Origin of the sequence: Rhodococcus sp. IEGM 1318, from assembly GCF_033142465.1 — a bacterium.
Lineage (GTDB): Bacteria > Actinomycetota > Actinomycetes > Mycobacteriales > Mycobacteriaceae > Rhodococcus_F > Rhodococcus_F qingshengii_B.
The window spans coordinates 53886-66367 of record NZ_JAWLSC010000008.1 but is presented as its reverse complement, the minus strand read 5'-3'; the positions used below and the strand labels follow the sequence as shown (position 1 = coordinate 66367).

At 61.8% G+C, this 12482-nt stretch carries 18 protein-coding genes; 12 read left to right on the top strand and 6 right to left on the bottom strand.

The window, feature by feature from the left end:
• Positions 1–262 precede the first annotated feature (262 nt).
• The 6 genes from R4P65_RS19290 (at position 263) to R4P65_RS19265 (ending at position 4574) form a co-directional block, all read left to right on the top strand.
• Positions 263–901: a hypothetical protein gene (locus R4P65_RS19290; protein ID WP_317827757.1), complete on the top strand. Its 639-nt coding sequence runs from the start codon at positions 263–265 to the stop codon at positions 899–901.
• 238 nt (positions 902–1139) lie between these two features.
• Complete coding sequence (locus tag R4P65_RS19285; RefSeq protein WP_317827756.1) at positions 1140–1607, top strand: hypothetical protein; 468 nt, start codon at positions 1140–1142, stop codon at positions 1605–1607.
• Positions 1608–1620: 13 nt separating this feature from the next.
• The gene (locus tag R4P65_RS19280; protein ID WP_317827755.1) at positions 1621–2427 is read left to right on the top strand and encodes a tetratricopeptide repeat protein; all 807 of its coding nucleotides are present in this window, start codon (positions 1621–1623) and stop codon (positions 2425–2427) included.
• Between the two features lie 109 nt (positions 2428–2536).
• Positions 2537–3379: a hypothetical protein gene (locus tag R4P65_RS19275; RefSeq protein ID WP_317827754.1), complete on the top strand. Its 843-nt coding sequence runs from the start codon at positions 2537–2539 to the stop codon at positions 3377–3379.
• Positions 3380–3412: 33 nt separating this feature from the next.
• The gene (locus R4P65_RS19270; RefSeq protein ID WP_317827753.1) at positions 3413–3775 is read left to right on the top strand and encodes a hypothetical protein; all 363 of its coding nucleotides are present in this window, start codon (positions 3413–3415) and stop codon (positions 3773–3775) included.
• 28 nt (positions 3776–3803) lie between these two features.
• Positions 3804–4574: a neutral zinc metallopeptidase gene (locus tag R4P65_RS19265; protein ID WP_317827752.1), complete on the top strand. Its 771-nt coding sequence runs from the start codon at positions 3804–3806 to the stop codon at positions 4572–4574.
• Here R4P65_RS19265 and R4P65_RS19260 read toward each other — a convergent pair.
• The 5 genes from R4P65_RS19260 to R4P65_RS19240 all read right to left on the bottom strand — a co-directional run bounded on the left by R4P65_RS19260 (position 4571) and on the right by R4P65_RS19240 (position 6957).
• Positions 4571–5119, bottom strand: coding sequence for a hypothetical protein (locus R4P65_RS19260; RefSeq protein ID WP_317827751.1), 549 nt, complete (start codon positions 5117–5119; stop codon positions 4571–4573). The two genes, R4P65_RS19265 and R4P65_RS19260, sit on opposite strands and share 4 nt — an antisense overlap.
• A gap of 10 nt (positions 5120–5129) precedes the next feature.
• Entirely contained in the window at positions 5130–5771 is a 642-nt protein-coding gene (locus R4P65_RS19255; protein ID WP_317827750.1) for a TetR/AcrR family transcriptional regulator, read from the bottom strand.
• A 64-nt stretch (positions 5772–5835) separates the two neighbouring features.
• Positions 5836–6306 carry a hypothetical protein gene (locus R4P65_RS19250; protein ID WP_317827749.1) on the bottom strand — a complete coding sequence of 157 codons (471 nt, stop codon included), beginning with the start codon at positions 6304–6306 and terminating at the stop codon, positions 5836–5838.
• 56 nt (positions 6307–6362) lie between these two features.
• Positions 6363–6545: a hypothetical protein gene (locus R4P65_RS19245; protein WP_317827748.1), complete on the bottom strand. Its 183-nt coding sequence runs from the start codon at positions 6543–6545 to the stop codon at positions 6363–6365.
• A 31-nt stretch (positions 6546–6576) separates the two neighbouring features.
• Complete coding sequence (locus R4P65_RS19240) at positions 6577–6957, bottom strand: hypothetical protein (protein ID WP_230813098.1); 381 nt, start codon at positions 6955–6957, stop codon at positions 6577–6579.
• Positions 6958–7821: 864 nt separating this feature from the next.
• On the opposite strand from R4P65_RS19240, the gene R4P65_RS19235 reads away from it, so the two are divergent.
• The 4 genes from R4P65_RS19235 (at position 7822) to R4P65_RS19220 (ending at position 10204) form a co-directional block, all read left to right on the top strand.
• Positions 7822–8472 (top strand): S1 family peptidase, encoded by a 651-nt coding sequence (locus R4P65_RS19235; protein WP_317827747.1) that lies wholly within the window; start codon positions 7822–7824, stop codon positions 8470–8472.
• Positions 8473–8516: 44 nt separating this feature from the next.
• The gene (locus R4P65_RS19230; RefSeq protein ID WP_317827746.1) at positions 8517–9191 is read left to right on the top strand and encodes an RDD family protein; all 675 of its coding nucleotides are present in this window, start codon (positions 8517–8519) and stop codon (positions 9189–9191) included.
• Between the two features lie 94 nt (positions 9192–9285).
• The gene (locus R4P65_RS19225; protein WP_317827745.1) at positions 9286–9723 is read left to right on the top strand and encodes a hypothetical protein; all 438 of its coding nucleotides are present in this window, start codon (positions 9286–9288) and stop codon (positions 9721–9723) included.
• A gap of 19 nt (positions 9724–9742) precedes the next feature.
• The gene (locus tag R4P65_RS19220; RefSeq protein WP_317827744.1) at positions 9743–10204 is read left to right on the top strand and encodes a helix-turn-helix transcriptional regulator; all 462 of its coding nucleotides are present in this window, start codon (positions 9743–9745) and stop codon (positions 10202–10204) included.
• 400 nt (positions 10205–10604) lie between these two features.
• Here R4P65_RS19220 and R4P65_RS33175 read toward each other — a convergent pair whose 3' ends face one another.
• Positions 10605–10715 (bottom strand): CPCC family cysteine-rich protein, encoded by a 111-nt coding sequence (locus tag R4P65_RS33175; protein WP_411742557.1) that lies wholly within the window; start codon positions 10713–10715, stop codon positions 10605–10607.
• Positions 10716–10796: 81 nt separating this feature from the next.
• On the opposite strand from R4P65_RS33175, the gene R4P65_RS33170 reads away from it, so the two are divergent.
• Positions 10797–11105: a cold-shock protein gene (locus R4P65_RS33170; protein WP_411742556.1), complete on the top strand. Its 309-nt coding sequence runs from the start codon at positions 10797–10799 to the stop codon at positions 11103–11105.
• A 100-nt stretch (positions 11106–11205) separates the two neighbouring features.
• Positions 11206–12468, top strand: coding sequence for a hypothetical protein (locus tag R4P65_RS19210; protein ID WP_317827743.1), 1263 nt, complete (start codon positions 11206–11208; stop codon positions 12466–12468).
• Positions 12469–12482: the final 14 nt, after the last annotated feature.

Sequence of the window (12482 nt, the reverse complement as noted above, 5' to 3'; positions counted from 1 at the left end):
GAACGACCAAAGCTCCACAGTGGTACACGGAGAGAAACCAACGAAAGAGGACACATCCTTGAAAGCCTTCATCGACGACATCAGCGACCTACTGTGCATGATCTGGATGTTGATCACGCACGGGCTCGGCGCACCGGCTGTCCAGTACGCGCTACCGTGAGCGCACCAACACCTCCACCGATCGACAGGACGGGTGATGCTCTTCGACACCCCGCCCCATCACAGTGGTGTGACCGCGACGGGAAAGTGAGCGGGAAAAGCGATGGCGCTACGACCATACGAACAAACACGGCACATCTACCTCAACGAACTCATCTACCAGTCTGAGATCGTCGACGCGGGCATCGCCAGGATCAAAGCAGCGATTTCGTCCGAGAGTCAGCTCGCCGGAGTCGAGGACCGCGCGAATGCGAGGCAGAACCTCGTCGAACTCGGCGCCGGAATTCAATCCGTTCTCGGGGCTGGTGCCCTTGCATCGAAAATCCTGCGTCCGGTAAACAACTCGGGAAAGTGGGCCGAGGGACGCGGTGATGACCTACGAGCGACACTCGCGCTCGATGACGACTTGCTGAACTCCCGGGCCGTGCGAGACTCTCTCGAACATTACGATGAACGGCTCGATACGTTCACGAAGAAGGACTACAACACTTTCGTCATGACGCCCTGGATGGTGATGTCTCAGAACACCCCTTTGGGTAACGGAAATGATCGCCCGATCTTGCGGTCGATCGACCCGAAGACACTCACCGTCCGATTGCCCGGCCGCGAACCGAAACCTGGCGAAGACGACAGCGCAGGAGAGGGCGTGATGCTGAGCTTGTATGCCCTCCAAGAGTCGCTGCACGATGTGCGCCGATCCGCAGAGCGGGCGCTCGGGATTGCCGAGACCGACGCCAGTTGAGCCAGGCCTCCGCGTCAGCCCGTGCCGAAAATTCTGTTCCGCCTCGCAGATGGCTGAAATGAGCTGACTGCGTAGGAGGGGAGTGCGAGCGCTCCAGCTCTGTGATCTGACTCTCAAGTAAGTCGTGTCGGTTGCTACTTGTTTGCGCGATATCGTTGACTGGATGTCCAGAACCCGACAATCCGGGTTACATGTTGCGCAGTGCGCGGCGTGGTGCAGCCACGACGAGGAGTCCACGATGAAGAAAGCACTCGCGGCGTTGGTGCTCAGTGCGACAGTGCTCCTTCCTGTCGTTGCAGCCTGCAGCAGCAGCGCTGAAGGCTCGTCGGTCGGTGCCCCCGAGGTAGATGCGCAGCGTTCCCGCGGAACCGAATTCGTCAGTCAGCCAGGAGAAGTCGGACCGCCGAGGTGGTCGGTCCTCAAACCTGACAGCTGGGCCGTCGACGACGACACACCAGGTTTCGACGACACACTCAGCTTCACCCGGAAAAGGACCGCGACAAGTCCCGCAGCACGAGATGTCGCGGGCTTCGCATCGAAGAACGCACCTAACCCGGATGTCGGCTCTGCCGAACTGCTTCAGGTCGGAATCGACATGGTCACCTCGGTCGCGAAAGGCGCGGAAATGACATCCGTCTCCGACGGCGCCACTCAACAACAGATCGACGACGTCGAACAGCTTCACAGCACCATCAAGATTCTCTGAAAGGGCGGCGACCATGTTCGACTTGATCGGTGAGCTGACATTCCCGGACACCATCGCTTTCACTGACGAGCAGCTCGACTCTGTGACTCGCAGCGCCGAAGCGGGCGACGTCGGCGCCATGACTACTGTGGCCTTAGTGATGTGTTCGCGTGGCGATTTCGGCGGCGGCGCAGTGTGGTTCACCCGCGCAGCGGAGGCCGGTAGCTCCATCTCGATGTTCTGGATGGGACTCATCTCGATGCGAGCAGATGACTTCGTCGCCGCGAGAACGTGGTTCGAGGCAGCGAACAATGCCGGAGATACGCGCGCTCACGACATGATCCTTCGACTTCCGATGATGATGGTCAGCGACGACCCCGACGCAACCCGGACCGCAGCACAGGCAGGTGATCCGGACGCGATGTACAAGCACGGCCGCGATCTGAGCGTCGACGGGCATCGCGATGAAAGTTTCGACTGGGTGCGTAAAGCGGCCGAGGCGGGTCAGGTCGACGCGATGTCCGAAGTCGGTGCCGAGCTTCTCGATACCGATCAACGCACCGGGCTTGCGTGGTTGGAGAAGGCTGCCAGTGCCGGTCACATCCGGGCGGCGAATCTTTTGGGCGGTCATTTCATCAAGGCGCGTGTGCATGGCCGGGCGCGGGTGTGGTTGGAGAAGTCAGCCGCAGCGGGTAGCGGTGAAGCGATGTATCTGCTGTCGGCGTCGTATCTGGCAAGTGGGGACACGGAGAAGGGGCGACGTTGGATGACAGCGTCGGCTGATGCCGGGTACGCGCGGGCTGAGCAGTTGCTGAAGGAGAAGGGCTACCCCCGTCCCTGACTGGGCTTCACGAATCACCGACCGGAACAAGCGGCCCGTGAACCGATACGACAAACCGGGCTGCACGCCCACCGACCACCGCATTCGGGACCGATGAAGGAGCCGTGCCATGACTGATCCGTACGAGGATCTCCCGGGGGCGCTGTATGCGCAGTGGGAGCGGCGTTGGGGTTCCGTCGCCTTCCTGGGCGTGATGATCATGAGCGTTATCGTCGGCGTCGGGGCGATCGTGATGTACGAGGCCACCTCCACCGTCCCGTATGCACTCGGTATCACCGGGGCGCTGTGCGGCATCTTCGCCGGTGTTTCCATGTTGACCGTGGCGGCGCTGCGTCCGAGAGCGGCAGATGTGTCCGGCGTGGTCGGCTGCGGCGGAACGTTTACTCTCTCGGCAGCGCGGCAGTGTGCGGCGGCGGGTTGGCTGTGGTTGGCGATGCTCGGGCTGGGATTGCTGTTCCTCGGCATTGGCCTGAATTACGCCGGCCGCGCCGACGCTGGTATCGGCCGAACCGATCTGGTGATCGGTTCTTTCAACACCAACTGGTGGATGGCGATGAGCGCGTTCGCCCTCGCGGTGGCCCCCGTCATCTCGCTGCGGTACCTCGGCGCGTTCCGTATATCGATCGATGACGACGGGATGCTGATGGAACTCGGTCGCGCCTATCGCGGCTACCTCCGCTGGTGTGACGTGCAGACAGTGCAACGAGCTGCGCGCGGACAGTACGCGATCGATATCATTCTCAAACCCGATGCCCGGGTGGAGAACACCTCACCCGGTTCGCCGCTCTTTCGCCTCGCTCCGGGAATCATCACCGAAGACTCACCGTTCCAGCCCGGCTACGTGCACCTCGAGTGCGGCGGATGGACAGGTACCGAGAGCACGCTGATCGAGGAGATTGTTCATCACGCGCGCGCCACCACTACGGAAGCGTGCACCCATGACAACCCCTGAGCCCAACCGTGCCGTCCGATATTGGGATCCGCAGTGGCCGCAGAACGGTCCTGGTTTCTTGCCAGGTACGCCTTGTTCCTGACTGCGGTCATTGCGGCGCTGTTCGCGGTCGTGGACGGCGCGCAGGTACAGGGACCGGCCTGGGCGTACAACAGGACGAGGAATTATCGACTTGCGTTTCACACACTGGCGGTGGGGCCGAACGTGTTTCGCGCTGTGCTTCGTCAGTTGCACGAGAGCCCGAAGAGTCGTCAGCACCTGGCTGGTCCCGCGTTTGGTGAGATGTTCACCGTCCCGCCGTTGCACGAGCGATGGCGCTTGTCCGGCCGCGTCCGGAAATACCCTGCACTGCATATCATTAACGAAAGCACGGCCGATCCCGAGGGGAACGAATGAACCTGAGCGGAAACAGATAGCGATCATCGTGACCTCCACGGCCCTCGGACTTGTTGTGATGCTGGTGATCGGTGTGAATGTCGCCGCGTCCTTCGTGAAACGGGTGCTGCCGTCCTATGCCGCGGTCTCCGAAACCAGTCAGCGGTTGACAGACACCGACTTGCAGTTCCCGCAGATCGACTGCACGCCAGTCGAATGGCGCGGTGACATCACCCGCCAGAAGCGGTACGCGGAAGGGATGATGAGCTGTCTGGACGAGATGTGGAGTCCGGTCGTGGACAAGGCACTCGACGGCGGCAACTTGGTGACACCTCACGTGGACATGCGCTTCTGCGGCGACGACGCACCCATTCTCTGCGGAGAAGGCGCCGAGGACTACGGGGTCAGTTTCTACTGCTCCCGCAACCGCACCATCCGCATCTGGACGTACGACGGTTTCAGCGAACTCGACCTCGTCAGAGTTGCCACCCCCGAGTACGGTCATCATCTTCAGGAGGCGATGGGACTCCATTCACAGCTGTCGATGCTGTCCAGACTGGAAGAGGACCCCTGGGAGGTGATGTTGTGGACCAAACGGCTAGAGGCTCAGGCCGAATGCCTCTCCGGTGTCAGCGCGAATCACATCCTGCCCAACCTCGCCGAAGAGTCCGTCATGGAAGACGACATCGACATCCCCGGCGAAGACCCCGAGGACACTCACCCGAGTCAGGCGAACAACAGAATGTGGTTCGACCGCGGGATGCAGGAAGGGCTCAGCTCCTGCGACACGTGGAGCGCACCGGAATCAGAAATTCGTTAGTACCCGACGCGGGGGCTGTTCGGTTTGACGATCGAAGCTCTCCAAGGGTTTTGACTGCACGAGTGTCGATAGCGAAGCAGGAAATCGGCGAGGTTTCGGCCGACGACCGGCCAGTCCTTGCGTTCCTCGAGCATTGAAGCCAGCAGTATGGTGTATTCGTCTCTTGTGGGGTCGAAGACGAGAAGTTCGGGTTCGACGAGCAGAGTTCCGAAGATGATGTCGTCTTTAGCCAGGCGGTGGTCGTTGACGCCCCAGAACATCAGTTCCCTGGCTGTCAGTGCCTTCGATGCCGACGGTGACAGTAGAGTGATGCCCTCTCGCCGGAGTCCATTGTCGTGGTGGAGCCTACATTCGGCGGTGCTTGTCCATAGATCGAGGAGATCGTCGGGAAGGGCGTCCAGGTCCCAATTTTCGGCGATGCCGGGTATCTCGCAGGGCGGATCGAACAAGGCGGCGTCGCCGACCGGCTGGCGTGGATGGGTCGAGATGGGGGTCTGCTGCCCACTGGAGTATGCGTTCAGAACGTCGGTGATCGAAGTGGTCATGAATCTCTCGCTATCGTGATGTGTTCTGGCAGAGGTCCGAGACAGCGGTCCTCAGGTGCGCGTCCACTACGTCGTCGATACGGGTGACGAGGCTGAAGTCTTCCGCGGCGCCGGTCTGGGCGTGGGCGGCGCCGATGACTCCTGCGCACAGGTTCCACGCCAGTCGGCGGGTCAGTGGATGATCGTCGAGTTCGTGTGCGGTAATCGCGGTTTGGATGAGGGCGTCGATCTCGCGTATCCAGTAGGCGAAGGCGGCGTTGTCGATCGAGGGTTCGAGGGTCAGCTTCATCCCTGCGCGAAGGTGGGTGTTGTGCGCGACGCTTCGAGCGATCTCGGAGAACACACACCGGATGCGTTCGGGCGTGGACGTTCTCGTATCGGACGCGGCAACGGTCTCGAGGAGGGTGCGCGTCCAGTCGTCGATGAGGTGCTTGGCGATGGCTTCTTTGGATGAGAAGTGAAAGTAGATGGAGCCTTTGGTGAGCTCGCCGGTGGCGATGATGGTGCTGATGCTTGTTTCTGCGTATCCGAGGACATCGAATTGATGTGCTGCGGCGTCGAGGATCGCAGCTCGGGTCTTTTGGGCGCGGGCCTGTATCGGTGGGTGTTGTCCGTGTGTGGGGTGGTCTGCCTCCGGGAAAGTTCGGGTCACTTTTGCTTCTTTCGTCCGGGGTTTTCTCGGGTGTATGTGGAGCTGGACCGTGGGTGTGGGCGCTTTAGTGTTGCGGGGCGAGTAGCAGTGTGAGGGTGTGGAATTGTTGTTCGGCGCTGGCCGCGAGGAATGCGCATCGGTCTGCGTCGATCTGTGGGTCGAGCATGGGAGTTGGTGGATTCGCAGCGTCTGCACATCCGAGGGAGAGGTACTGCTCGAGGCTGCGGTTGAAGACATCGACGGGGGAGGAGTTCTGGCCGGTCCACTCCAGTGGTGTGGTGGTTTTGTCGATTTCGTGGACGAGGTTGTTCTTGCGGGTCAAGGCGTCTGCGCAGAGCTGCGCCTTGAAGCGGCACGAGATTTCAGCTTCTGCGCGGAAGTCGGCGCACAACTGCGTGCACGGTGTCGGCACGGTTTGATCGTGAACGGTCATGATGGAGTCCTCCCCGCGGGCGCACCCTGGTAGCGACATCACCACCATTGCGAGAGCACCGAGCATCAGCAGACGGTGTGCACCACCACGCTGTTGCTTCATCTCCCATCCGTCCGGTGTCTTCCGAAGTAGCCGTATTTTCTGTGAGAGCGGCCGGTTCAACATGTGTTGACGACTCCCATCCCGAAAAGGGCGATCGCGAGCGCGGCCGTTGCGACGGCGAGGTTCGTCACGAGACGGCGATCGCCGTGGTCTTCGATGAGTAGAACCGTGAATCGCAGTGCCGCGGCGGTGACCGCGGTGAGGAACCCGGCGATGTAGAAACACTGACTCTGTGCCACCGGATCCCCCGGAGTTTCTGAATCGCGTTCTTTACCAGCCGCTTCCGGCGTAGAAGATGTTTCCCAGGTTGGTGGCGGGGTCGGCGAGGTGGATGCCGACGGTCCCGTTGGGGTGCGACGCCGCTTCGTCGAAGAGTTGATCGCCGGTGACCGGGGTCCAGCCTCCGCCGGTGCTCCAGATGGAATCGTCGGGCAGGCCGACGGTCCAGGCGTCGCCGAATGCGAGGTTGATGAGGTTACCTGCGTCGATCTGGCTGGCGACGACGGTTTCGTTGTGATCGAGAATGACTCCGACGTAACCGTTTCCGGATACCGGTGTCGCGGCCGAGGCCGATCCGGCGGCGACAACGGCGAAGGCCCCCGCTGCCGTGGGGATGGCGAGGGTCGCGAGGATTTTGTGTGTGCGATTCATGGACGATCCTTCTTTCGGTCCGGGGGTCGGCTCACGGCCGCATGCCGGAAATGTCGGAACGGTAGGTTCCTTGGCCATCCAGTGAACGCAAACGGCAAATAATTGGCAACCCCTCAAGGGGTGCTGGAGGCTCAGATCACACTAGGTAGGGCGTGAGCCTCTCATGCGCGTGAGGCCCTGAGTTGTTCTGCGCCCGTCGGAGGAGAGGGCGGCAACGTAATAAACATCAATGGCGCCCACCCATATTTGGTGAGCGCCATTCATGCTACTGCGCAACAGATTCCGGTCAGCCGATGACGGGGCCGCGAGGGTCGCGCCGGTCGGCGATTTAGTTGTAGGTCGGTGCGTAGTTGAACACGAGATCGCCGACGGTGATCAGATCACCGATAGTGAAAAGCTGGTTCAGGAAGTCGAGTCCGAGGGTGATGGTGGGCATCTGATCTTCTCCTGTGTTTGCTGGAAACTGGCTAGTTGAATATTTACCGCCAGCATGTCGCGAAGGTGATCTAAGTATGAACGCACGGTTACAGGAACCGAGATGTGACGGACAGAACATTGTTGTGATTGTGGCGGAAGCTGACTGGGCGATCGGAGGGCTTTGTTAGCCGGATAATTGCAAGCTCGCGACGATTATCGGTGCAGGTGGGGCGGCATAAGGGACTAAAGTCATCGCCGTGTTGATTTCGTGACGACCTGCGGGGTTGCGAGCTAATAGCTCCGATCGGTTAGTGTGTTGGTGAAACCGGACTTAACAGCTACCTGTCGATCACGGCTCGTGGTCGCCGCGAAACCGAAGGGCACCCACCTATGTCACGCACGTTGAAAGCTGCTGTGGCAGCGGCCGTTTTCGTATCGATTGGAACAGTGACAGGGATCGCGGGCGGCGGTGTTGCGTCGGCGGCGCCGACGGTGGCATTGGGCGGCGGCTCGGGAATCGTTCTGCCCGACACGGATCACGCGAACCCCCATGTGAGCGGGCTGTGCACCCTGACTGCCGTCGGCTACGACAACGCCGGGTCGTTGGTGGGCTTGACGGCCGGGCATTGCGGTTTCCGAGGCGACCGTGTCATCGCCGAATACGACGAGGGTGCAGGGGTGATCGGGCAGTTCCGGTACACGAGTCCGGTGACCGGTATCGCGGTGATCGACCTCGACGACGCGATGGTCACTCCGTTGCGGACGGTGGGCGGCACGACAATCAACGGCATCGGCGCTGCTCCGACGCCGGGAACGATCGTGTGCAAGGAAGGCCGCAAGACCGGCACCACGTGCGGTGTGACCTGGGGATACGACCAGGTCTACGGGGAGATCGTCGAGCACGCGTGCTCGATGCACGCTGACTCCGGCGGACCAGTGGTCGTAGGGGACCGCCTTGTGGGCGTGGTCAGTAACGGCTTCCGGCCGGGATGCTTCGATCCGGGCCCGCCGCCGTTCCACGCGCCGATCAATGCTGCGGACATCAACATCGGGATCGCCGATATCAATGCACACGGCGGCGGATTCCGACTGTTCTGACAGACATCGGCCAACCCCCGCTCACCTCGCAAAAGGAAACAACCGTGACGTACCCGCCACAGCAACCCGGGCCAGGCCCCACCGATCCCGGTGCCGGTCACAATCATTGGGTCCCGCCGCGCTCGCCGCTGCCTGGTGGGACGAGCAACTCGCCAGGGGCCGGTCAGCCGTACTTCGCGCAGGACCACCAACTCCGCCCTCCAGCGCAGCGCATCGAGTACGCCTCCTGGGGGCGCAGGGTGCTGGCGACTCTCGTCGATTTCGCGTTCAGCATTCCGTATCTGATTTCGTACACGGCGATGACGACAACGATCGAATACGGTTCCTACGACCCCCGCACCGGCGCATACGTTCGCGGTCACGGACCCGATGACACTCTGATGGTTCTGACCGTGATCCTCGGACTCGCCACCTTCGCCTTCTGGATCTGGAACACCATTGTCAGGCAAGGGAAAACGGGAGCTTCGATCGGAAAGCGTGTTCACGGCATCCGGGTCGTCTCCGAAGAGACCGGCCAGCCGATCGGGGTGGGCCAGAACTTCGCGCGCCAGCTCGCCCACATCCTCGACGGTCTGCCCTGCTACATCGGTTACCTGTTTCCGCTGTGGGAAGACAAACGACGCACATTCGCCGACATGATCATGAAGACCGTGGTCCTGCGGGACCCGAATGAGGCACCCCCCACTCCGGCAAACGACGTGGGCACGCTGTATCGCTGATACGGATCGAGGCGTTCACATGCACTCTGCACAACTAGGCGACGCGGCTATCTCAGCGGCCGAGACGAACCCGGCTGACCGCCAACCTGACACGGTGGACGCAGTTGAACACAAAGGCTGCCTCGTGTACGGGATTGCAACGGCCGCAGTGGTCGTCGCCGTCATCGGTGTGAGCGCGGTGATCGGCAGCGTCGTCGATGTCTGGGCCGGGAGAGCGCCAGCAGGTGCGGTGGTCTTGCCGTGTGCCTCGATGTCGTGGATTGTGCTGCACGCGGTGCGGATTGCGGTCGTGTTCGGTTTCGACGGCTTCGATCGCCTTCAGGGTTGGCTGTGGGCGGCCTCGTACTGTGTCGTTTTTCTGGCGGGGCCATTGGCTTTGCTGCTGTACGGCACCGATTTGTGGTGGACCGGCCGCGCGCCGGACCGCGTCGGGGGCATCGGATCTTCGCTGATGACCGGGCTTCTGATCGGAATCGTCGCGGGGGCGGCGGTCACGAAGCGTCGAAGCAAAGACTCAATCGGAAGGGTGTGAGTATCGCGTGGTGGGACGGGTGACGCAGGAGAACGTCTTCCAAGTACGGCTCAACGACCTGTTCGCGAACTCGGGACGGCGATTGACGAATCGGGCGGTGGTGAACGGCATGGCAGCCGATGGCTGCCGGATCTCGACCCCGTATCTGTCGCAACTGCGAACTGGCGTGCGGGACAGTCCCTCTGACGACGTGGTGATGGCGCTGGCGAAGTATTTCGGTGTTTCTCCCGGATACTTCTTCACGACCCCGTGGGACGGTGATCGCGATGCCGCGTACGGCGAGGACGAGAAGATTGTTGCTGGTCTCGATGATTCGGACCTGCGAAAGCTGTTGTCGACCTCGAATGGTCTCTCGTCGGGGTCACTGGACCTGCTTGCCGACGTTGCCACGAAGCTCAGAGCTGCAGAAGCGAGATACGTCATCCCGGCGGATTCGTCGGTGTACGTGCGACTGGCGGAATCTCGGTGGCGAAAGAGATAGCGGCGCAGCAGGGTCGGCGTCCGATGGCAATTCTCTGGACCTCGCCTAGTTTTGTTTGGTGTGTTGTTGATCGCCATGGCAGCTGCGCAACGCACTGCACGTGAAACAAGCGCGCGGCCCGGAGTGACTTCGGGTCGTTCGAAGCCCTTTGGCTGTTAATCGACTCATGATGTCACCGTTGTGGGCGTCTCCAAAGGTCGGACGCCACCAGTAAAGCGTGGTGTGGTCGGTGGGCCGCGGCGCTCGCAGCTCTCCCTCGCGTTCGAAGTAGTAGCGCCGTAGATCTGCTGGTGCCCAGCCTTCGTCTCTCACCTCTTGGGGTTCAGGCGGGCGGACGTACGGGAGGGCTCGCTTATCCTTCGCGCCAAAGCGTGCGTAGTTTTTTCTGGGCTTCGACCAGCTACCGGCGGGTGGGGCCGCCCGCGAAATCGGGCCACGGCAACTGAACATTGTCGTCTTGCCAGAAACAGTTAGGGCAGTGGTCGTCGCTGCCGGGAGATTTCTGAAACACAAGCTAGCCGCAGCATGGGCAGGGAAACAGCTGCTGAGCTCCATCCATTTGAGCCAACTTACCTGCGAACAGCGGCAGCCGATGGGACAGGTATGTGAGGGGGGCGACTACGAACTGTTGTGCTCGGGAACGACACCAGGGCTTGAGCAACCTGGGATCAGTTCGTCCCGGGGGCGTGCGTACTCCTGGCAGGATTGCTGGTGGTGGCCGAGAAAGTCCGTTCGTACAAGGGAAGGACAGCGAGTTGTGGCCGAGGGAATCGTGGATTGGTTCAACGCGGAGAAAGGCTTTGGGTTCATCTCCCCCGACGGCGGGAGCGGGAATGTGTTCGTGGACTACTCACAGTTCTCAGGTGCGGGGTTCAAGTCGAGTGTGGTAGCACGTCGGTGACAGTACGGGGAGTAGTTGAACAGTGAGGAACGAACAGAAACGAAGATCCACGGCCGTTCGGGGCGGGCGGTCACGGCGCGGTGAACACTCACACGAGGAGGTGCTGCCGACGCGGCGGCTCGTATTGGCCGACGCGGCAAAAGCAATCACCGCTGACGTACTCGTGGGGTGCAGTGTCGCGCTGGGCCTGGTCACCTTCGCGATGCTCGTTGCCTCTGCCGCCTTACCGGACGCGCTGCATCCGGCTTCGGACCGTGTCGGGAGGGGGATCGTCGGCGCAGCCGCCGTGGGAATTCTCGTGGTCGGTCTGGTTTACGGATACATCGCAACCGTGGCCAGGATGGCTCTCGGGGCGTTTTATGCCGGTCTCGGATCGAAGGGCCGCCAGCTGCGTGACACGTTGGTCGTGCGGGGGCAGGCGAGTCCGGCGCCTTATGCTCCGGCATCGGTGAGCACACTCATCCTCGGGTCATTCACGTTGTTCGCTGTCCTGGTGTGCGTGATTCTCGCGGCCGAGCATCGTGGACGGCTCGGGGATGAAGTGCACCGCGCCGAGTTCACGGTGTGGGCGGTGTGGGCGGGTGTGTTCGCGGTAGCGGCGGCGTGCTGCGCAGCCGCTGGATGGATGTTCTCGGTACTCAACCGCCGCTGGCATGCCAGAGTGGGTTCCCTTCTGCCCAAGGGAGTCCTGGGGGACCGTGGACCTGCCGTGGAGGTCACTACGCGTGCGCAGCGGCGTGCGCAACGTCGATCCTGGCGACCACTCGACTGGTCTGCTTGGGTCGGCAGACTCCTCGTCGGTGTAGGCGGCGGCATCGTCTTTATCGGTGTCTACTTGCGCCAACCTGGTCTGTACGCCGACCGTTTCACCTACGGCGACAAGGTTGAACGCGCCATCGACGGCTCAACCACAGTCGGGGGTGCACTGTTCGGGCTGGGAATGTTGATAGTCGCAGTAGCCGGTGGTGTCGCCCTCAGACAGACGATTCGCGCTCTCTCCCGCGCGAGTATCGACCCCAGACAGGTCTCTGATGATGATCGACGGCGCATCCGGGCGGCTACAAGGACTCTGTCGAGCACCGCTTCCGCCGCCCTGATCTGGTGGACGGTGTGCGCCGTCGCTGCGGTCGGCTGGTGGATCGACCACCGCGTTCACACAGCAGCCGACGGCCCCTCCGAAGTCGTTCCACTCTCGGTGTCGGCGTCACTCCTGATCGGATGGGGTGTGATCGGCCTTCTACTCGTGGGCACCCGGACAGCGCTTGAAGCGGTTGCTCCGAGGATGCGCAACCGCTTCGGCTACGACGCCCCCAGCGTGCCGGACGACCGAGAGTTCCCCGATCTTGCTCTGTTCGGGCAATAGAAATGCAGATCAGA